The 20,567-nt window shown below is 70.5% G+C and carries 18 protein-coding genes; 4 read left to right on the top strand and 14 right to left on the bottom strand.

Annotated features, from left to right (window positions below; translation table 11 throughout):
- The 5 genes from HII36_RS42620 to HII36_RS42600 form a co-directional block, all read right to left on the bottom strand.
- The coding region (locus HII36_RS42620; protein WP_173529044.1) for an acyl-CoA dehydrogenase family protein at positions 1-211 on the bottom strand (211 nt) is incomplete at its 3' end.
- An 8-nt stretch (positions 212-219) separates the two neighbouring features.
- A complete protein-coding gene (locus HII36_RS42615; protein WP_173529043.1) occupies positions 220-1,200 on the bottom strand; it encodes an ABC transporter ATP-binding protein in 981 nt (326 codons plus the stop codon).
- Positions 1,190-3,070, bottom strand: a complete 1,881-nt coding sequence (locus HII36_RS56090; protein ID WP_173529042.1) for a dipeptide/oligopeptide/nickel ABC transporter permease/ATP-binding protein — start codon at positions 3,068-3,070, stop codon at positions 1,190-1,192. Before HII36_RS56090 ends, HII36_RS42615 begins: the two co-directional genes overlap by 11 nt.
- Entirely contained in the window at positions 3,063-4,004 is a 942-nt protein-coding gene (locus HII36_RS42605) for an ABC transporter permease (protein WP_328808143.1), read from the bottom strand. Before HII36_RS42605 ends, HII36_RS56090 begins: the two co-directional genes overlap by 8 nt.
- Positions 4,001-5,629, bottom strand: a complete 1,629-nt coding sequence (locus tag HII36_RS42600; RefSeq protein WP_173529041.1) for an ABC transporter substrate-binding protein — start codon at positions 5,627-5,629, stop codon at positions 4,001-4,003. Before HII36_RS42600 ends, HII36_RS42605 begins: the two co-directional genes overlap by 4 nt.
- Before the next feature lie 109 nt (positions 5,630-5,738).
- Between HII36_RS42600 and HII36_RS42595 the strand changes: the two genes are divergently transcribed.
- Entirely contained in the window at positions 5,739-6,455 is a 717-nt protein-coding gene (locus HII36_RS42595; protein ID WP_173529040.1) for a TetR family transcriptional regulator, read from the top strand.
- Here HII36_RS42595 and HII36_RS42590 read toward each other — a convergent pair.
- The 7 genes from HII36_RS42590 to HII36_RS42560 form a co-directional block, all read right to left on the bottom strand.
- Positions 6,439-8,391, bottom strand: a complete 1,953-nt coding sequence (locus tag HII36_RS42590) for a beta-galactosidase (RefSeq protein ID WP_236004484.1) — start codon at positions 8,389-8,391, stop codon at positions 6,439-6,441. The two genes, HII36_RS42595 and HII36_RS42590, sit on opposite strands and share 17 nt — an antisense overlap.
- Positions 8,392-8,457: 66 nt before the next feature.
- Positions 8,458-10,176 carry an ABC transporter substrate-binding protein gene (locus tag HII36_RS42585; RefSeq protein ID WP_217370660.1) on the bottom strand — a complete coding sequence of 573 codons (1,719 nt, stop codon included), beginning with the start codon at positions 10,174-10,176 and terminating at the stop codon, positions 8,458-8,460.
- 72 nt (positions 10,177-10,248) lie between these two features.
- Positions 10,249-10,512 (bottom strand): DUF2160 family membrane protein, encoded by a 264-nt coding sequence (locus tag HII36_RS42580; RefSeq protein WP_217370659.1) that lies wholly within the window; start codon positions 10,510-10,512, stop codon positions 10,249-10,251.
- A gap of 16 nt (positions 10,513-10,528) precedes the next feature.
- Positions 10,529-11,335: a carbohydrate ABC transporter permease gene (locus HII36_RS42575; protein ID WP_173529037.1), complete on the bottom strand. Its 807-nt coding sequence runs from the start codon at positions 11,333-11,335 to the stop codon at positions 10,529-10,531.
- 5 nt (positions 11,336-11,340) lie between these two features.
- On the bottom strand, positions 11,341-12,294 hold the full coding sequence (locus HII36_RS57300; RefSeq protein ID WP_217370658.1) for a carbohydrate ABC transporter permease: 954 nt from the start codon (positions 12,292-12,294) through the stop codon (positions 11,341-11,343).
- On the bottom strand, positions 12,291-13,415 hold the full coding sequence (locus HII36_RS42565) for an ABC transporter ATP-binding protein (protein WP_173529036.1): 1,125 nt from the start codon (positions 13,413-13,415) through the stop codon (positions 12,291-12,293). Before HII36_RS42565 ends, HII36_RS57300 begins: the two co-directional genes overlap by 4 nt.
- Positions 13,408-14,526, bottom strand: a complete 1,119-nt coding sequence (locus tag HII36_RS42560; protein ID WP_173529035.1) for an ABC transporter ATP-binding protein — start codon at positions 14,524-14,526, stop codon at positions 13,408-13,410. The genes HII36_RS42565 and HII36_RS42560 overlap by 8 nt, the downstream gene beginning before the upstream one ends.
- A gap of 301 nt (positions 14,527-14,827) precedes the next feature.
- Between HII36_RS42560 and HII36_RS42555 the strand changes: the two genes are divergently transcribed.
- Positions 14,828-16,027, top strand: coding sequence for an MFS transporter (locus HII36_RS42555; protein WP_173529034.1), 1,200 nt, complete (start codon positions 14,828-14,830; stop codon positions 16,025-16,027).
- A gap of 12 nt (positions 16,028-16,039) precedes the next feature.
- Here HII36_RS42555 and HII36_RS42550 read toward each other — a convergent pair whose 3' ends face one another.
- Positions 16,040-17,677, bottom strand: coding sequence for an alpha/beta fold hydrolase (locus tag HII36_RS42550; protein WP_173529033.1), 1,638 nt, complete (start codon positions 17,675-17,677; stop codon positions 16,040-16,042).
- Between the two features lie 111 nt (positions 17,678-17,788).
- Here HII36_RS42550 and HII36_RS42545 point away from each other — a divergent pair, with 111 nt between their 5' ends.
- Positions 17,789-19,387 carry a DUF4434 domain-containing protein gene (locus HII36_RS42545; protein ID WP_173529032.1) on the top strand — a complete coding sequence of 533 codons (1,599 nt, stop codon included), beginning with the start codon at positions 17,789-17,791 and terminating at the stop codon, positions 19,385-19,387.
- Positions 19,388-19,466: 79 nt separating this feature from the next.
- Here HII36_RS42545 and HII36_RS42540 read toward each other — a convergent pair whose 3' ends face one another.
- Positions 19,467-20,348 (bottom strand): arginase family protein, encoded by an 882-nt coding sequence (locus HII36_RS42540; RefSeq protein WP_173529031.1) that lies wholly within the window; start codon positions 20,346-20,348, stop codon positions 19,467-19,469.
- Positions 20,349-20,352: 4 nt separating this feature from the next.
- Between HII36_RS42540 and HII36_RS42535 the strand changes: the two genes are divergently transcribed.
- On the top strand, positions 20,353-20,567 hold a 215-nt coding region (locus tag HII36_RS42535), incomplete at its 3' end, for a hypothetical protein (RefSeq protein ID WP_173529030.1).

Here is a 20,567-nt window from a genome sequence, read left to right as displayed (position 1 = left end):
GCCCCATCCCGCCCCACTCGCGCGGCATGTGCGGCAGCCACAACCCGGCCGCCTTCGCCTCCGTGCGCAGGCGGAAGATCGTGCGCAGGTACTCGTCCCTGTCGCCTTCCTTCAGGTCCGCCATGGTGGGGATGACGGTCTCCTGGATGAAGGTGCGCACCCGCTTGCGGATCTCCTCGTGCTCGGGGGCGAGAGTGAAGTCGATGGCCATGGTGATCCTCAGTTCTCGTGGTTCGGGTAGTGGCAGGCCACCCAGTGGTCCTGCCCGATCGGGCGGATGAGAGGCTCCTCGTCCGCGCATCTGGGCGCGGCACGCGGGCATCGGGTACGGAAGCGGCACCCGCTCGGCGGGTTCACCGGCGACGGCGGCTCGCCGCTGATCAGCTGGTCGGCCGGCGGGAGGTCCAGCGCGCCGCCGGGGATGGTGGCGATCAGCGCCCGGGTGTACGGGTGGGCGGGGCGTCCGATCAGGTCGTCGCCGGCCGCCAGTTCGCAGGTCTTGCCCAGGTACATGACCAGGATCCGGTCGGCGACGTTCTTCACCACCGCCAGGTCGTGGGCGATGAAGACCAGCGTGAGCCGGTAGCGCTCCTTCAGGTCCGCCAGCAGGTTGAGTATCTGCGCCTGCACCGACACGTCCAGCGCCGACACCGGCTCGTCGCAGATCACCACCTCGGGGTCGAGTATCAGCGCGCGGGCGATGGAGACGCGCTGGCACTGGCCGCCGGAGAACTCGTGCGGCCGGCGCTCGGCCGCCGTGGCCGGGTCGAGGCCGACCGCCTCCAGCACTTCGTCCTCGCGGGCGGGGTCGAGGTCCCACACGCGCGGGCCCTCGCCGACGATGTCGCGGACGCGGCGGCGGGGGTTCAGCGAGGAGATCGGGTCCTGGAAGATCATCTGGAGTCGCCGTCTGGTGCGGCGCAGGGCCTCGCCGCGCAGGCGGGTCAGTTCGACGCCGTCCAGGCGTACCGAGCCGGAGCGTGGCGGCGGGAGCTGGACGAGGGCCCGCGCCGTGCTCGACTTGCCGCACCCGGATTCGCCGACGATGCCCAGCGTCTCGCCGCGCGCCAGGTCGAAGCTCACCCCGGAGACGGCGAGAACCGTCCTGCCCCGGCCGCCGGGGAACTCCACGACCAGGTCCTCCACCCGCAGCAGCACCTCGCCGGGCGCTCTGAGGTGCGCGTTTCCGCTACCTGCCACCGCTGTCCGCCTCTTTCGCGTAGTGATCGCCGGTCTCGGTCTCGATGGGGTACCAGCAGGCGTGGAAGTGGCCGTTGTGGGACAGCGGGGGCGCTTCCGTCGCGCAGCGGTCCCGTGCGTAGGGACATCGCGGCTGGAACGCGCACCCCTCGGGCAGCGCCGCCAGGTCCGGCGGGCGCCCCGGGATGACCCGCAGCCGATGGTGGGCCGGGTCCGTGAGCCGTGGCGCGGCCTGCAGCAGGGCCTCGGTGTACGGCATCCTGGCCCGGGCGAACACCTCCTCGGCCGGCCCCCGTTCCACCACCTTCCCGGCATACATCACGATCACCTCGTCCGCCCACTGCCGCACCACCGACAGGTCGTGGCTGACCAGCACCACCGCCATGTCCCGCTCCTCGCGCAGCCGGTGCAGCAGGCGCAGCACCTGGTCCTGGATGGTGACGTCCAGCGCGGTCGTGGGCTCGTCGGCGAACAGCACGTCGGGGCCGCAGGAGAGCGCCATCGCGATCGTCACCCGCTGCCGCATCCCGCCGGAGAGCTGGTGCGGGTAGCGGCGCAGCGTCCGCTCGGGGTCGGGGATGCCGACCGAGGCCAGCAGCCGTGCCGCCTCGCTACGGGCGGCGGCGCGTGAGAGGCCGAGATGCACCCGCAGCGGCTCGGCGACCTGCGTGCCGATGGTGCGGACCGGGTTGAGCGCGGTCATCGGGTCCTGGAAGACGGTGCCGAGCCTGGGGCCGAGCACCGACCTCATCTCGGCGGGGCCGTAGCCGGTCAGGTCGTCGCCGGACAGGTAGACGTGGCCGCCGCGCACCACGTCGGTGCCGGGCAGCAGGCCGAGTATCGAGCGGATCAGCATCGACTTGCCCGACCCTGATTCGCCCACGATGGCCAGCGTCCTGCCGCGCTCCAGCGTGAACGACACCCCGTCCACCGCCTTGACCGTCCCGCGCGGGGTGACGAAGTGCGTGCGCAGGTCCTCGACCTGCAGCAGGCAGTCGCGGACGGCGTGCGGCGGCGCGGCGGTGACGGCCGCGGCGACCTGCCCGACCGGTTCGAGCCCGCTCCGCCGCACGTCGCTGAGCGCCCGCAGCCGGTCTCCGACCAGGTTGAACGACAACACGGTCAAGAACATCACGACCGACGGCGCGAGCACCACGTGCGGCGCGTTCTCCATCACCGTACGGCCCTCGTTGACCAGCCCGCCCCAGGTCGGCGTGGGCGCCTGCACCGACAGCCCGAGGAAGGCCAGGCTGCCTTCCGCCACCACGATCACGGCCATGCCGACGAAGGCGTAAGACGCGGCGGGCACGGCCACGTTCGGCACGATCTCGCGCCACAGGATCCGCCGGTCGCGCACCCCGAGCACGCGGGCGGCCAGCACGAACTCCCGGTCGGCGAACGTCAGCGTGGCCCCGCGGATCAGCCGAGTCCAGGCCGGCACGCTCAGCACGCCGAGCACGATCAGCACGTTGCGCAGGCTCGCCCCGGCGAAGGCGACCACGGCCAGCGCGAAGACGAGCGCCGGGAACGCCTGGGCGACGTCGTTGACCGCCATGATCACCGAGTCCCAGGCGCGGCGGCGGTAGCCGGCCAGGATGCCGAGCGGCGCGCCCAGGCCGAGGCCGAGCAGCACCGCGCCGACGCCGACGCCGAGCGAGACGCGCGCGCCGTGGACGACCCGGCTGAGCACGTCGCGGCCGAGTCCGTCGGTGCCGAACGGGTGCGCGGCGCTGGGGCCGGACTGCGGCGGTCCGACCAGGGTCTCGTCGTAGCGGGGGATCGGCAGCACGTCGGCCAGCAGCGCGGCCAGCAGCACCAGGCCGATCCAGGCCGTGGCGATCCAGAACCCGGGCCCCAGGCGGCTACGCACGACGGATCCTCGGGTCGACGGCGGCGTACACGAGGTCCACCGCGAAGTTGACCAGCACGTACCCGACCGAGATCAGCACGACGCCGCCCTGCACGGTCAGGTAGTCGCGGGAGAAGATGGAGTCGACGATGAGCCGCCCGATGCCGGGCAGGCCGAACAGCGTCTCGATGATCACCGCGCCGCCGATGAGCGCGCCCAGATTCAGCCCGACGGAGGTGATCAGCGTGATCGCGGACGGGCGCAGCGCGTGCCGCCACATGATGCGCCGCGGTGACAGCCCGCGCGCCCTGGCCAGCGTGATGTAGTCCTCCTGCAGCGTGGCGATCAGGTCGGTGCGCAGCAGCCGCGCGTACACGGCCATCAGCCCGCAGCCGAGCGTGATCGCGGGCAGCAGCACCGAGGTGAGGTTCCAGCCCAGGTCGACCGAGATGGACGTCCAGCCGGTCGCGGGCACGACCTGCCAGGTGACGGCGAACACCAGGATCAGCAGCACCCCGAGCACGAAGCTCGGCGTGGACAGCAGCGCGAAGCTGACCGCGGTGAGCACCTGGTCGAGCGCGCGCCCGGCGTGACGGGCGGCGGCCACGCCCAGCGGGACGGCCAGGCCGAGCGCGATGACCTGCGCGGCGATGAGCAGTTCGAGCGTGACGGGCAGCCGTTCCGCCAGTTCGGCGGCGACCGGCAGCCGGGAGATGTAGGAGTCGCCGAAGTCGCCGGTGAGCAGGCCGCCCAGCCAGTCGCCGTAACGCACCAGCAGCGGCCGGTCCAGGCCCAGCTCCTGGCGCAGCGCCGCGCGGGTCTCCTCGGTCGCCGACAGGCCCAGGATCTGCGTGACCGGGTCGCCGGGCAGCAGCGTGAGCAGGGCGTAGGACAGGAACGTGACGACGAGCAGCACCACCAGGAGCCGGACCAGCCGGTGCAGGACGACGATCACCGCGGCGCGATCCAGAGCTGCGAGAACGGGTGGTAGGGCACCGGCGAGCCGGTCAGCGGCAGGCCCTTCTCGCCGTCGGGCAGCACGTGCTCGCCGATGCCGCGCACCTTCGTCCTGGCGATGATCGCCCCGGTGTCGAGGTGGTCGATGAACACGTACGGGACCAGTTCGCGCAGGCGTTCCTGCACGGTGGCGTAGGCGGCCACGCGGGTGCTCTCGTCGGGGTCGCCGCGTCCGACGTCGAGTGCCCGGCTGAGCTTCTCGTCCTTGAGCCGGGAGAAGTTCAGTGAGACCGCGCCGACCGGCTTGGCGTACGCCTGGTGCATCCAGACGTACTCGCCGTCGGGGTCGGCGGCGGAGAACTGGGTCCAGATGGTGGCGGCGAAGTTGCCGGTGACGGCCCGGTTGATCAGGTCGGGCTGGTCGGCCTGCTTGATGGTGACGTCGATGCCGGCCTTGCGCCACATGTCCTGGGCCAGTTCGAGCCCCTGCATCGTGTTCGGGTCGGGGGTGGACAGGACCTCGAAGGAGATCGGGCCCTTCTCCGCCTCCACCTCCTTCACCAGGGCGGTGGCCCTGGCCAGGTCGAAGTCGGGGTAGCCGCCTTCCGCGTACCACTTGGAGTCCTTGGCCCACGGGCCGTCCGCCGGTTGGGTCAGGCCGGAGCGCAGGGTGGAGATCACCGTCTTGCGGTCCATGGCGTACGCGAGCGCCTTGCGCACCCGCAGGTCGTCGAGCGGCGGTACGGCGGTGTTGAGCATGATCATGGCCTCGGGCACGGCCATGCCCTGGGCCCGGTCGACCGTGTAGTCGTCCTTGAGCTTGCCGAACTTGATCACGTCGTCGTCGCGGCTGGTGCCCATCGCGTCGATGCCGCCCGCTTCGAGCGTCTGGGCGCGGGTCTGGCTGTCGGGCAGGATCCTGAACTCGATCTCGTCCAGGTACGGCAGCCCGGATCGCCAGTACTGCGGGTTCCTGGTGACCACCAGGCGGCTGTCCGGCATGTACTCCTTGAACATGAACGGCCCGGTGCCGACCGGCTTGAGACTGGCCGTCCTGGGGTCGTTCAGCGAGGTGGGCGGCACGATCATGCCGAGCTGGGTGGCCAGGTAGTAGGGGAAGGCCACCCACGGCCGGCTGAGCGCGACCTTGACCGTCATCGGGTCGGTCAGCTCGAAGGACTTGACCGGGACGAGCGTGGCGGCGGTCAGCGGTGAGGCCTTCTGCGCCTCCAGGTTGGCCTTGACGATCTCACCGGTCAGGTTGAGCCCGGTGGAGAACCTGACGCCGGGCCTGATCTTGATCGTCCATTCGTCGAACGTCGCGTTCGGGGTCAGGGACTGGGCCAGGTACGGCTTCCACGCGCCTGCGGCGTCCACGCCGACCAGCGGCTCGATCATGGTGCCGACCATGCTGTAGCTCTGCGCGGCGAACTGGTCGGTGACGGGGTTGAAGCCGTTGGCGTCGGCGCTGAGCCCGTAGACCAGGCGGCCGCCGGCGACGGGCCCGGTCGCCGTGGCCGAGGTGGCGGGTGCGGGGCCGGTCTCCGGTGGCCGCTGCCCGCTGCAGGCCAGCATGACCACGCAGGCCAGCGACAACGTCGCCGGCGTTCTCCAGCGTTTCATCCACGCCTCCTCCCGGTCGGCCCCCGAGAGCAATTTCACCGATAGTACAATCGGTGAAATTCCGCACAAGAGGGCCCGCGCCAATCGTTATTCGGGGGATCATCGGCCGATGGGAAAGAAGGTGGCCGTGACCCGTACCAGGAGTGAGGCCAAGGACGCGACCAGGCGCCGGCTCATCCGCGCGGCGCTGTCGATCCTCGACAGGGAGGGCGAGCCCGGGCTGACCACGGTGGCGGTGGCCAAGGCCGCCGGCATCGCGCAGTCCAGCTTCTACGTGCACTTCAAGGACCGGCAGGACCTGCTGCGGGTGCTCGGCGAAGAAGGCGGCGAACGGCTGCGCGCGGCGATGCGCGAGGCCAGGCGCAAGGCGCGGGAGTCGCCGGACGATCACGAGCGGCACCGCGAGACGTTCCGCATCCCGCTGGAGGCCATCTGCCGGCATCCCGAGCTGCTGCGCATCCAGTTGCGCGCCAGGCACGACCCGGCGTCGTCGCTGCGCGAGCTGGCGATCGAGAGCGCGGCGGCCTATCGGGAACACCATGCCGCCGACCTGGCGGCGCTCGGGTACACGGCCGACGACGAGCACGACAGGCGGCGGCTGGAGATGATCGCCGAAGGCATCAACGCGGCCACCAACGCGCTGGCGATCGGGCATCTGGAAGGGCGCTATCCCGACCTGGAGGAGGCCGCGGACGTGCTGATGGCCCTGTCACGGGGGGCGCTGCGCTGGCTGCGCGCCACCCAGGCGGACGGATCCGGGCCGCCGGACGAAGCCGACGGCCCGGATCCAGGTCCGGGTCCGGGTCAGGTCAGCGGGCTTCCCTGACGGTCCTGACCGCGCCGGCCGGGACCGTGAGCACGCCGTCGACGGCGGTTCCGTCCAGGGTCGTGCCGGTGGCGGGCACCTCGGCGTCGGCCGCGGTGTGGTTGATCGCGAACAGGAAGGCCCGGCCGTCCTGGTGCGAGCGGCGGACGACCTCGATCCCGGGCGTGCCCGTCGCCGTCACGCCGGCCTCGGCGCAGACCGCGGTCAGCACCCTGGCCAGGGCCTCGCCGGTGGGCAGCGTGGTGAGGTAGTCGGCGGCGCCGCGCTCCCACGCGTGCCGCGTCCAGGCCGGGCGGCCGTCGAGGTAGGTGTCGAGCACCTCGGCGCCGGTGAGGTGCGCCACCTCGCTCCACAGCCGGCCGCTGCCGCCGCCGGTCAGCTCGATCGCGTCGTCGGACCTGAGCGGGAAGAACTCCTCGACGGTCACGCCGAGCAGGTCGCGCCACGCGCCCGGGTAGCCGCCCAGGCGGACCTGGTCGCGGTCGTCGACGATGCCGCTGTACGGGCCGACCAGCGCCCGGCCGCCGCCGGCCACGTAGCGCTCCAGGTTGGCCGCGCCGGCGTCGTCGACCAGGTAGAGCGCCGGCACCAGCACCGCGCGGTAGCCGGACAGGTCGGCGCCGGGGTGGGCGAAGTCGCAGGTGATGCCCAGCTTCCAGAGCTCGGCGTGCCACTGCTTGACGATCTCGATCGGCTTCAGCTCGGTGTTCGGCTGGGCCGGGTGGTCCTGGGCCCAGATGCTGGCGAAGTCGAGCAGGATCGCCACGTCCGCCTTGACCGTGGTGCCGGCCACGTCGGAGGCGTCGCGCAGCAGCTCGCCGAGCGCGACGACCTCACGCCAGATCTTGGTGTCCTTGCCGCCGTGCGGGTACATGGCCGAGTGCCACTTCTCCGCGCCGATCTTGGACGCCCGCCACTGGAAGAACATGATCGCGTCCGCGCCCCTGGCCAGGTGCTGGACGGAGTTGCGGTGCATCTCGCCGGGCTGCTTGGCCCGGTTGTAGCCCTGCCAGTTCACCGCGCTGGTGGAGTGCTCCATGAGCAGCCACGGGCGGCCCGGCTTGAACGAGCGGGTCAGGTCGGCGGCGAAGGCCAGGTCGATGTGCGCCTCGTCGCCGAGCTCGCCGGCCAGGTACTGGTCGGTGGAGACGACCTCCAGCTCCTCGGCCCAGGCCCAGTAGTCGGCGTCCCAGTACAGGCCGGACATGAAGTTGGTGGTGTTCGGGACGTCCGGGGAGATCTTGGCCAGCAGGTCGCGCTCGGCCCGGTAGAGGTCGAGCAGCGCGTCGGAGCTGAAGCGGCGGTAGTCGAGCTGCTGGCCGGGGTTGGTGAAGCTGGGCGTGATGCGCGGGGTGAGGATCTGCTCCCAGTCGCTGTAGCGCTGGGACCAGAAGGCGGTGCCCCACGCCTCGTTCAGCGCGTCGAGGCTGCCGTAGCGGTCGCGCAGCCAGGTGCGGAACGCGGCGGCGGAGGTGTCGCAGTAGCAGCGGCCGTTGTGGCAGCCGTACTCGTTGTGGATGTGCCACATGGCCAGCGCCGGGTGGCCGCCGTAGCGGCGGCCGAGCTGCTCGACGATGGCCAGCGCCTTCTCCCGGTAGACGGGGGAGCTGGGGCAGAAGGCCTGGCGGCTGCCGTGGTAGAGGGTGTGGCCCTCGAAGTCCACGGGCAGGGCCTCGGGGTAGGTGTGCGCGAACCACGGGGGCGGCGAGGCGGTGGGCGTGGACAGGTAGACCTTGATGCCGTTCTCGGCCAGCAGGTCCATGATCCGGTCCAGCCAGCCGAACTCGAACCGTCCCTCGACCGGCTCCAGCATCGACCAGGAGAAGATCCCGAGACTGACGTGGGTGACCCCGGCCTCGCGCATGAGCCGCACGTCTTCAGGCCAGACGTCTTCGGGCCACTGCTCGGGATTCCAGTCTCCGCCGTAGACGATCAACGCTCCTCCAAATAATCGTTTTATATGATTATAAGGAGATAGCGGGTGTCACGACCAGCATGCCGGCTAATCGCCCGCCTTCCACGTGGCCAGCAGCTTGTCGTAGTCGAGCGTCTCCGGCTTGCCGCGCTCGTCGGCCAGTTTCGGCGCCGGGGCGCCCGGCTGGTCGAGCCAGTATTGCGCGGGCTGCTCCTGGTTCAGTTTGGGCGCGCAGTTCCCGCCGTAGCCGCGCCGCTCCAGGCGGGCCAGGATGTCGTCCTGCTGCTTGGCCAGGTTATCCATGGATTGTTGTGCGGTGGTCTCGCCGGTCACCGCGGTCGCCACGTTCTGCCACCACAGCTGCGCCAGCTTGGGGTAGTCGGGGACGTTGGTGCCGGTCGGCGTCCACTGCTTGCGCGCGGGGGAGCGGTAGAACTCGATCAGGCCGCCGTACTTGGCCGCGTTCTTCTCGAAGTACTCGCTCCTGATGTCGGAGTCGCGGATGAACGTCAGCCCGACGATCGACTTCTTCAGCGACACCGTCTTGGACGTGACGAACTGCGCGTACAGCCAGGCCGCAGCGCGGCGCTCCTTCGGCGTGTTCTTCAGCAGGGTCCAGGAACCGGCGTCCTGGTAGCCGAGCTTGTTGCCGTCCTTCCAGTACGCGCCGTGCGGGCTCGGCGCGATGCGCCACTTGGGCGTGCCGTCGCTGTTGACGACCGGCAGGCCCTCCTTGGTCATGTCGGCGGTGAACGAGGTGTACCAGAAGATCTGCTGGGCGATGTTGCCCTGCGCCGGGACCGGGCCCGCCTCGCTGAAGTTCATGCCCGCCGCCTCCCTCGGCGCGTACTTCTTCAGCCAGTCCACGTACTTGGTGAGCGCGTACACCGAGGCCGGGCCGTTGGTGTCGCCGCCGCGGGTGACCGACGAGCCGACCGGGCGGCAGTTCTCCACCCTGATGCCCCAGTCGTCCACCGGCAGGCCGTTGGGGATGCCCGGGTCGCCGTTGCCGGCCATCGACAGCCAGGCGTCGGTGAACCGCCAGCCCAGCGACGGGTCCTTGCGGCCGTAGTCCATGTGGCCGAAGACCTTCTTGCCGTCGATCGTGCCGTTGCCGTTGACCTTGGTGGTGAAGAACTCGGCGATGTCCTCGTAGGCCGCCCAGTTGACCGGGACGCCCAGGTCGTAGCCGTACGCGGCCTTGAACTGCTTCTTGATCTCGGCGTCGGTGAACCAGTCGTAGCGGAACCAGTAGAGGTTGGCGAACTGCTGGTCGGGCAACTGGTAGACCTTCTTGTCCGGGCCGGTGGTGAAGCTGATGCCGATGAAGTCGTTCAGGTCGAGCGTGGGCGAGGTGACCGCCTTGCCCTCCCCGGCCATGTAGTCCGACAGCGGGAACACGTACGTGCCGCGCGAATGCGTGCCGATCAGGTCGGAGTCGTTGACGTAGGCGTCGTAGATGTTCTGGTTGCCCTGGATCTGCGTCTGGAGCTTCTCGACGACGTCACCCTCCTGGATCAGGTCGTGCTTGACCTTGATCCCGGTGATCTCGGTGAACGCCTTGGCGAGCTGACGCGACTCGTACTCGTGGGTGGTGATCGTCTCCGACACCACGTTGATCTCCATGCCCCGGTACGGCGCCGCGGCCTTGGTGAACCAGTCCATCTCCGCGAGCTGCTGATCCTTGGGCAGCGTGCTCGGGGTGAACTCCTGCGACACCCACCGCTGCGCGGCGGCCTTGCCGTCCGCCTCGCGGAAGTCGCTCTTGGGTTTGTCGCCCGTGCCCTGCGCACAGGCCGTTGCCACCAGGACGACTGCGGCCAGACCAACCGCTGCGGACCTGCCTGTCCGATGCCTCATCGCCTGACTCCTCCTCTGTTAGCCCCATATCCCGATCACGACCAGCACCAGCAGCGCGCAGCCGAGCGCGAGCCACATGGACAGGTCGGTGATCGCGATCCATCCGGCCAGCACCACGGCCGCGCTGATCAGGCCGATGTACAGCCGGTCACCCCGATCGGTCTCGATGCGCAGGAATCCGCGCCTGGCCACCGGCGGCGAGATCTTCGCCCAGACCGCCATGACGATCAGCAGCAACGCCAGCCCGATGAAGACCAGTGCGGTGGGAAGGGTCCAGACCATCCATTGCATGTGCTTTTCAGACCCTTCCGAGCGCGAACCCCTTGGCGATGTAGTTCCTGACGAACCAGATGACGATGGCGCCGGGGATGATGGTGAGCACGCCGGCCGTGGCCAGCAGGCCCCAGTCGACACCGGCGGCGCTGACCGTCCTGGTCATGGTGGCCGCGATCGGCTTGGCGTTCACCGACGTGATCGTCCTGGCGATGAGCAGCTCGACCCAGCTGAACATGAAGCAGAAGAAGAGCGTGACGCCGATCGCGGAGCGGATCATCGGCAGGAAGATGCGCACGAAGAAGTGCGGCAGCGAGTAGCCGTCGATGGCCGCGGTCTCGTCGATCTCCCGGGGGATGCCCGACATGAAGCCTTCGAGTATCCACACCGCCAGCGGGACGTTGAACAGCATGTGCGCGATCGCCACGCCGAGATGCGTGTCGAACAACCCGACGCTCTGGTAGATCTGGAAGAACGGCAGCAGGAAGACCGCCGGCGGCGCCATCCGGTTGGTCAGCAGCCAGAAGAACAGGTGCTTGTCGCCGGCGAACCTGAACCTGGAGAACGCGTACGCCGCGGGCAGCGCCACGATCAGCGACATCACCGCGTTCATCGAGGTGTAGACGATCGAGTTCAGATAGCTCGAGTACCAGGACGATTCACTGAAGAACGTGGCGTAGTTCTCGAACGTCACCCGCTGCGGAATGAGCGAGAAGCTGCCGAGTATGTCCTCGTTCGGGCGGATCGACATGCCGAACATCCACAGCAGCGGCAACATCAGCGTGGCCGCGTACAGCCAGAACACGGTGCGGGCCCACGGGAGACGTCTCATGCCGCTCACCTCCCGACCCTGGTGAGCACCGTGAAGAACACGTAACAGACGATCATCACGATGAGGAAGTAGAGCAGCGAGAACGCCCCGGCCGGGCCCACGTCGAACTGCCCGACCGCGATCTTCGACAGCAGGATGCTGAGGAACGAGGTCGCGTTGCCCGGGCCGCCGCCGGTCACCACGAACGGCTCGGTGTAGATCATGAAGCTGTCCATGAAGCGCAGCAGCACCGCGATCGTCAGCACCCCGCGCAGCCGCGGCAGCTGGATGTGCCGGAACGTGGACCAGGCCGACGCGCCGTCGATCTGCGCGGCCTGGAAGTACGGCTCGGGGATCGACCGCAGCCCGGCGTAGGCCAGCAGCGCCACCAGCGGCGTCCAGTGCCACACGTCCATCACCAGGACGGTGATCCAGGCGTCGGTGGAGTCGAGCGAGTAGCTGAAGTTGACCCCCAGCAGGTTGTTGATCGCCCAGCCGCCCAGCCCGATGTCGTTGCGTGCGAAGATCTGCCAGATCGTGCCCACCACGTTCCACGGGATGAGCAGCGGCAACGCCATGACCACCAGCGCCACCGACACCCAGAACCCGCGCCTCGGCATCGCCACCGCCAGCGCCACCCCGAGCGGGATCTCGATCAGCAGCACCTGGGCGGAGAACAGCAGCGTGCGCAGGAACGCGGCGCGGTTCTCCGGGTTGCGCGACTCCGAGCGGAACCAGTCGAGGCCGACGAAGATGCGGTCGTTCGGGCTGAAGACGTCCTGGACGGAGAAGTTCACCACGGTCATCAGCGGGATCACCGCGGTGAACGCCACCGAGACCACCACCGGCAGCACCAGCCACCAGGCGCGGTTGTTCTTCGGCTTGAGATCGGGCTGCGGCTCCTGCTCCTCGCGCGGCGGGCCCGCGGTGACGACCTCGCCGCTCACCTGGCTGCCCGCGACCGTGGTCTGCTCGCTCACGCCGCGTCCCCTCCGTTCACGGGCGCGATCGAGCCGCACCTGACCTGGTCTCTGAACAGGAACGTCCGCTCGGCGGCGAAGTGCAGGAACTCCGCGTCGCCCGGCCGGTGCCCGGACTCGGCGCCGGTCCTGGCGACCACCGGGTGCTCGCCGACCCGCGCGTGCACCAGGTTGAACGCGCCCATCCGGTCCACGCCGGTCACCGTCGCCGCCGCGCCGGGCGACGTGCGCGCGCCGGTGAGGTGCACGAACTCCGGCCGTACGCCGATGTTGACCGGACCGGGCGGCAGCCCGCCCACGGCCCGGCCGGCCTCCGCCTCGCCCACCGCGCGGCCGATCTGCGCCTCGCCGACTCTGACCAGGCCGTCGCCGGTGATCTCGGCGGGCAGCACGTTCATGCCCGGCGAGCCGATGAAGTGACCGACGAACTCGTGCGCCGGCGACAGGAACAGCTCGGCCGGCCGTCCCGCCTGCACGATCGCGCCCTCGTTCAGCACGACCACCTCGTCGGCGAACGTCAGCGCCTCGGTCTGGTCGTGCGTGACGTAGATCAGCGTGTGCCCGGTGTCGCGGTGGATCTCCTTGAGCTTGCTGCGCAGTGTCCACTTCAGCGCCGGGTCGACCACGGTCAGCGGCTCGTCCAGGAGCACGGCCGCCACGTGCGAGCGCACCAGGCCGCGGCCCAGGCAGACGATCTGCTGGCGGCCCGCGTCGAGCCGGCGCGAGCGGCGTTTGAGCACGTTGTCGAGGCCGAGCAGCTGCGAGACCCGGCGTACCCGCTCGTCGATCTCCTTCCTGGGCAGCTTCCTGTTCTTCAGCGGGAAGGCCAGGTTGTCGTAGACCGACATGCCCTCGTACAGCACCGGGAACTGGAAGACCTGGGCGATGTTGCGCCCGGCCGTCGGCACGCCGGTGACCTCGACGTCGTCGAACCAGATCCGGCCCACGGTCGGCGTGATCAGGCCGGAGATGATGTTCAGCAGCGTCGTCTTGCCGCAGCCGCTCGGGCCGAGCAGGGCGTAGGCCCTGGTGCTCTGCCAGGTCCAGGTCATCGGCTTGAGCGCCCACGTCTCGCCGCCGTCGTAGCTGTGCCCGACGCCTTCCAGGTGAATGTCAGCCATGCAGGTCGACCTCCGCCGCGGACCTGGCCAGCAGCCGCCCGCCGATCTCGTCGAAGACGAACAGGTGCGCCGGGTCGACGAAGACCCGCGTCCGCTCGCCCGGCGTGTGCAGCCGGGCGCCGGGCAGCCGGGCCACCAGGTGGCGTTCGCCGGGCAGCAGCAGGTGCAGGAACGTCTCGCTGCCCGTCACCTCCGCCAGGCGGATCTCGGCGGGGAACTCCAGCGCGCCGTCGACGCCGTCGCGCTCGATCCGCACCTGGTGCGGGCGCACGGCCAGCACCACGCCGCGCCCGCTCTCGTGCGCGTGCGGGGCCGGGAAGGACGCGCCCAGGCAGTCGATCCTGCCGTCGCGTACGACGCCGGGCAGCAGGTTGATCGGCGGATCGCTGAGCGTGGCGGCCACGGCCAGCGTCGGCGGGGCCGCGTACAGGTCGGCCACGTCGCCGAACTCCAGCACCCGGCCCTCGCCCAGCACCACGGTCGGCGCGGCGAACGTCAGCGCCTCGTTCGGGTCGGCGGTGGAGTACAGGACCACCCCGCCGGAGTCCTGGAACATGCTCTTCAGGTCGGCCCTGAGCTGTTCCCTGAGCTTGAAGTCGAGGTTGGCCAGCGGCTCGTCGAGCAGCAGCACGTCCACCGGCCTGGCCAGCGCCCTGGCGATCGCGGTGCGCTGCTGCTGGCCGCCGGACAGCTCGGACGGACGCCGGCCGAGCAGGCCGCCGATGCCCATCAATTCGGCGACCTCACGTACCCGCGCGTCGATTTCCTGTTTCGGGAATGCGGTATCCAGGCGCAGCGGTGAGGCGATGTTCTGGTAGACCGTCAGCGACGGATAATTGATGAATTGCTGATAGACGAAGGCCACCGAACGTTTTCGCACGGAAACCGAGGTGACGTCTTTTCCGTTGACCAGCACCCGGCCGGAATCCGGTGGCCGCAGGCCGGCCACCACGCGCATGAGAGTCGTCTTTCCCGCGGTCATCGGGCCGACGAGGGTTGTCATTCCACTTGGTAATGCCAGTCGGATGTCGTCGAGCCAGGTCTCCCCGCGCTGTCGTACGCGGACGCCATCGAGAATCAGCGTCACCGTGCCCGGTCCTCTCCGGAGCATGATCAAAAAAGAGGGCGGTCAGACTTTTCCCCTCCATCTAACATGATCCACAATCACGTGCAAATGCATTGATGTGGGAGTGGCGATTGATGAATCAGTGACAGGAAAGGAGTGGCCGGCGGGTGCGTCCCGGAAACGGCAACGAAGGTTGTCGGGGACGGCGGGTGGCGGTGCACCATCGGGGCCCGCCGTGATCACGGCGGCTGAGCCGGGTCGCGATCACGGCGGCTGGGTCAGGTTGCGATCACAGCGGCCGAGGCCGGTCGCGATCGCGGCGGCCGAACGAGGAGGAGAACCGCCGATGTCCGCACTCACGTCGTCCGCCCCGCCCACGGTTCGCGGGCGGTTGCCCGCCGGGGTGTACCTGCTGTCCTTCAGCCTGTTCGCGATGGGCAGCGCCGAGTTCCTGCTGGCCGGGGTGCTGCCGGCGATCGCGCATGACCTGCGGATCACGCTGTCGTCCGCGGGCGCGCTGATCGCGGCCTTCGCCGTCGGCGTGGTCGTCGGCGGGCCGCCGCTGGCCATCCTGACGCTGCACTGGCCACGCCGTACGACGCTGGTGACCGCCCAGGCCGCCTTCGCCGCGTGCGTGGCGATCGGCCTGCTCACCGACGACTACGCGGTGCTGCTGGCCACCCGGTTCCTGTCCGGACTGGCCTACGCCGGGTACTGGGCCGTCGCGGCGGTCACCGCGATCGCGCTCGTCACGCCGGAGCGCACCGCGCGCGCCTCCGGCGTCGTGGTCAGCGGGCTCAGCCTGGCGATGCTCGCCGGCGGCCCGGCCGGGGCGCTGATCAGCCACTTCACCGGCTGGCGCGGCGGGTTCTGGGTGGTGGCCGGGCTCACCGTCGCCGCCGCGGTGCTGACGCTCGTCGCGGTGCCCGAGACCGGACGGGCGGGCGTGGCGTCCGGCGTGCGGCACGAGCTGCGTGCGCTGCGGCGGCCCCGGCTGTGGGTCGTCTACGCCGTCACGCTGCTGAGCACGGCCGCGTACATGGTCACGTTCAACTACCTGGCCGCGTTCCTGACCGAGGTCACCGGGGTTGCCGAGGTGTGGGTGCCCGGCGTGCTCACGCTGTTCGGCGTCGGGGCGTTCGCCGGGCTGTCCATCGGGGGCCGGATGTCCGACCGGTGGCCCACGCGCGCGCTGCTGACGGGCGCGATCGGGATCGTGGTCTGCTCGGTGCTGCTGGCCGTGCTCGCACGGTACGCCTGGGCGGTCGTGCCGCTCGTCCTGCTGCTCGGGGTCGCCGGGTTCGTGCTGAACCCGGCGATCTACGGCCGCGTGTTCTCCATCGCGGCGCGCGCGCCCACGCTGGCCGGAGCCGTCACCGTCTCGGCGTTCCAGCTCGGCATCAGCCTCGTGCCCGCGTTCGCCGGGGCCGTGCTCGACGCGGGCGCCGGGGTGGCCGCCATCCCGTGGATCGGGGCGGGGCTGGCGGCCGCCACGATCGTGCCCGTCCTGATCGACCGGGGCGCCGGGGCGATCAGCAACGGCTGAGGCCCGCCGGACTCAGCCGCCCGGCCGGTCCTCGCCAGGGTCGGGCAGGTCGGTGGAGGTGGGGACCGGGACGCCCGGGCAGGAACGCGGCCGGCGTCCGGTCTCGAAGTAGGTCACGATCTTGGTGCGGCAGCCCGGGGTCCTGAGCGCCGAGGCGTGGATGTCGTCGTCGATCGTCGTCACCGTGCCGCCGGTCAGCGAGCGCATACGCGTGGTCCACTCGTACGGCGACATCGACTCGTGCAGGTGCCCCGACAACACCAGCGAGCCGCCGGTGCGGCGCAACGACGTGGCCCGCACCGGCAGCGGCCACCCGGCGCAGCGGGCGAAAAAGTCGCTCGACGCGCCCGTGACGGGGAAGCGGGCCAGCCGGCTCCGGTAGGCGTCCCAGGCGGACTCGAAGGTGCGTGACCCGGCGTCCTCGTTGCAGTGGAAGGCCAGGTTGGCCGTCTGGTTGTCGTTTTCCGGGGCGTCGGCGGGCGGGGGCGGCGGCCGGTCGCCGAAGATCTTCTTGAGCGTCGGAGGCGTCTCCGTGCCCGTCGCGTCACGCAGTTCGCGCAGCGCCTGGGCGATCAGCGGCCAGGCCACGCTGTCCTGGGTGGCCAGTTGCGCGATCATTCGCCCGTCGACCGGCATGGGGATGCCCTCGAACGTCACCGGCTTCGCGTCGTACGCCTCGCGCAGCCGGGTCAGTGCCGAGACCACCTCGTCCTTGGTCGCGCCGAAGCCGTAGGGGTCGTGGTGGGCGGCGATCCAGGCGGCCATGCGGCCGAAGTTGCGGTCGGCGGCCGCGGCGCGGCGTTCGGTGAACTCGTCCTGCCTGGTCACCGGCTGGGCCGGGCTGTCCAGCCACATGCGGCTCACGCTGCGGGGGAACAGGCTGCGGTAGACCGCGCCCAGCCAGGTGCCCCACGAGACGCCCAGGAAGCCGAGCTCGCGCTCGCCGAGGGCGAGCCTGATCAGGTCCAGGTCTTTGGCCACGTCGGCGGTGGTGAGCCGGCCGAGGAAGGCCGGGTCGGTGCGCGCGCACGCGGCCATCTCACGCGCCATGGCGTCGTGGATCTTCCGTGCCTCCTGCCTGGTCAGCGGGCCGGGCGGCGGGGGCTCCAGCTTGCCCGGCGCGCAGTCGACCTTGCTGCTGTAGCCCACGCCGCGCGGGTCGAAGCCGATCAGGTCGTACCGGTCGTTGAGCGGCGGGCCGTCGAAGGTCACCTGCAGGGGCATGAGGTGGCCGCTGCCGCCCGGGCCGCCCGGGTTGAGCGCGAGAGCGCCGAGTCTGCGGGCGCGGTCGGTGGCCTTGAGCCTGGTCAGGGCGATGGTGATCTGCCTGCCGTGCGGCCGGTCATGGTCGAGCGGGACGCCGAGCGTGCCGCACTCCAGGCGCTTCATGAGACGGCGGAACTCGGCGAGCTTGTCGCCGGGCAGGCCCATCGAGCGCAGGACCTCGTCGGAGTACGTCGGGCACGCCCGCCACGCGATCGCCGGCCGCGCCAGGGCGTTTGCCGACCGTGCCAGGGCGTTTGCCGGACGCGACTGGGCGTTCGCCGGGCTCGTCCGGGCGTGCGCCTGGCTCGCCTGGGCGGGCGCCAGAGGGACGAGGGTGAGCGTGCCCAGCAGCAGGGCCAGGGGTTTCACGGTTCGTAAGCTCATGCTTTCAGGGTCTCCGGGCGCCCCGTCCGCCACATCCCCCAGGAGTGGCCACTCCTTCTCCCCGATTCGAGCTACTCCGCCGTTCCCGGCGCGGCTGCGTAGGCTTGGCCTGTGCGCCGGGTCCTGTGGGTGTTGGTCGTGGTGGCCGTGCTGGCGGGCGCGTTCGTGCCCGACGACGACGGCGGCGGCCCGGTGCTCAGCCCGGTGGCCGGCGACGGCTGTCCGGCCCGTGACCTGCGGGTTCCCGCTCCGTACGCGATCACTGGATACTGGGTGATGCCCAGGGCGGATCGGTGCGTGACCCGGCGGATGGTGGAGGCCGTGCACGCGATCGGCGGCGACACGCTGGTCACCTTCGGGCCGCGGTTCGCGGTGGGCGTCGAGCCGGAGTTCGGCGACTGCGTGATCGACGGCAGGCCGTGCGCCGAGGTGCCGGGGAAGGTGATCAGGCGGGTCTACTCGTACACGACGAGTGAGGCGTTCGGCGACGGGGTGCTGCGGTGCCCGGGTGCCGATCGGCGGGTCGAGATCGGGGCGCGGACGTACTACCGGGTTCTGCTCGGGGCGTCGTGCGCGGCTCGGGAGCAGGACCTGGTGCTGATCGCCTCCGACGGCGACGGGCTGGGGAACCTGATGTCGGAGGCGGCGGCGTACGGGATGCGGGTGTTCCCCGGGTTGCCGGCGGCTCCGCAGGTCGCGGCCAAGCCGTGGGAGCCTGATCTCGGGCATCTGGACGCGTTGAACGGATTCACCGAGCGGGTCCTCACCGACTATCAGGCGAAATATGGCGGGTCGGCGGCGTTTGGTGGGATTTATCAGTCTTTTGAGTTGGCTGTCAGGGATCGTGGTGACAAGGACCCGATCATCGACCTGTACGCGGCTCAGCACGCGGTGGTCACGTCCGTGCTGCCGGGGAAGATGATCCTGGTCAGCCCGTACATCGACGGCAGGAGAGCACGCGGGTTCCCGCCCGAGCAGGTGGCCGACGGGATGGCCGACATCGCGGGCACCCGGGCCGGCGCGCCCATGGCCATCGCGGTGCAGGACGGCCGGGGCACCGGCAAGGTCCCCGTCCACCGGGGCGACGAGGCCGCGGCCCCGGTCGGGCCCCGGCTGGCGCCCGTCGTCGGCGACGTGCGCAACGACCAGGGCTACTACGGGCCGACCAGCGTCTACATCGAGGCCGCCGCCCGGCCCCGGCTGCCCGGGGTCGAACTGTGGGTGAACGTGGAGGCGTTCGAGCCCACTCCGGTGCCGGGCGAATGCGGGCGGATCGATCCGCTGCCGTTGCGCGGGCGTACCAGCAAGAGCCGGCTCGATCAGCAGATCATGGGCGCCGGCGGGCACGCCGTGAAGATCATCTCTTACGGCTGGGACCCGTTCTTCACCTGCCAGTCCGCGCCGGACGCCACCTCGCTGAGCGACGACATCGCGGCCGGATGGCAGCAGCCGATCATCGTCGGCGCGTCCAGGCAGGTCCGGGGCGGGCGGCCGGGGATCCTGATCGAGGGGCACAACCTGCGCGGCGGCACGTTCACGTTCGCCGCGCCGGGGGAGCGGGGCGTGGTCGTCCCGCAGGAATGGTACGAACGAGGACGACTCGACACCGCCTGGGCGCCCTACGAGCCGCGGGCGGCGTGGACCTCCATCACCGCCACCAACGCCGCCGGGCACAGCAGCACCAGCGCGTACGCGATGCCGTCCGGTTGACCGGCGCTCGGAAGGCGCGGTCAGGTCAGGGCGGTCGTGTCGGGTCGGTCGGGTGGTCAGGGCGGTCGGGTCGGGTCGGTCAGGTCAGGGCGGCCACCAGGATGTCGGCGAGCACGGCCGCCTGGGAGCCGTCCTCGTCCAGGTCGGGGTCGTAGATGGTGAGCTCGATGCCGGCCGCCCCGGGCAACCCGACCAGGCCGCGCAGCAGGTCCGTGAGCTGGGCCGCGCTCAGCCCGCCCGGCGTCGGCGAGTCGACGGCGGACAGCACCCGCGGGTCCAGGACGTCGGCGTCCACGTGGATCCAGAAGCCGTCCAGTTCATCCCGGACGAGTACCTTACTGGCGGCCTCAAGGGAGATGTCGTCGGGCGTGAGGTAGGCCAGCCCGGTCCCGGAAATGTCGCCCAGGTCCTCGTCGTCGCGGACGCCGAGCACGATCAGGTCCTCGTCCCTGACGTACGGCCGCAGCCCGTCGATGTCCACCAGGTAGTCGTCACCCCTGCCGGTGACCAGCGCCAGGTCCTCGCCGGCGGCCGAGCCGACGTACGGGGAGTTGCCCAGGTGCCGGAAGTCGGCGTGCGCGTCGATGTAGGCCAGGCCGTACCTGCCCGCCTTGCGCAGCGCGAGCGCCGGGCCGAGCACGATCGAGCAGTCGCCGCCCAGCACCACGGGGAACGCACCGGACTGCCTGATCGCGGTCAGACGGTCGGCCAGCCTGCGCGCGTAGGCGGCGATGGACGGGCCGTTGCGCACGCCGTCGCCCTCCTTCCAGGTGGCCACGTACCGGGGCGGCACGACGGCGCCCGCGTCGGTCGCGCCGAGCCGTTCGAGCAGCCCGAGGTCGCGCAGCGCCCAGGGCGCCTTGTAGCAACCGGGGACGACGTCGTCGGCGGGCGGACGCAGGCCGAGGTTGGAAGGGGCGTCTAGTAGAGCGATCTTCTTGTCAGGAGTTATAGTGCTCATAGTCGTGACAGTAGCAAGGGGTGAGCGGATGCGCCAGTACGCCGAGACCGGGCTTGTCGCCCTTGACCTGGCCAATACCTGGGACGAATACCTGGACGACCCGGAACGCCTGCCGGACGCGGCCGCGCTCCACAGGTTCTGCACCGAACTCGACGAACCGGTGCATGGGGAGGACGCGGCGGCGGGGCACGATCCGGGGGCCGGGCGGGAGCCTGTCTC

The organism is Nonomuraea antri (genome assembly GCF_013283785.1).
Classification (GTDB): domain Bacteria; phylum Actinomycetota; class Actinomycetes; order Streptosporangiales; family Streptosporangiaceae; genus Nonomuraea; species Nonomuraea antri.
Note: the sequence above shows the minus strand (reverse complement) of the source record. Positions and strands in the feature narration are given on the sequence as shown.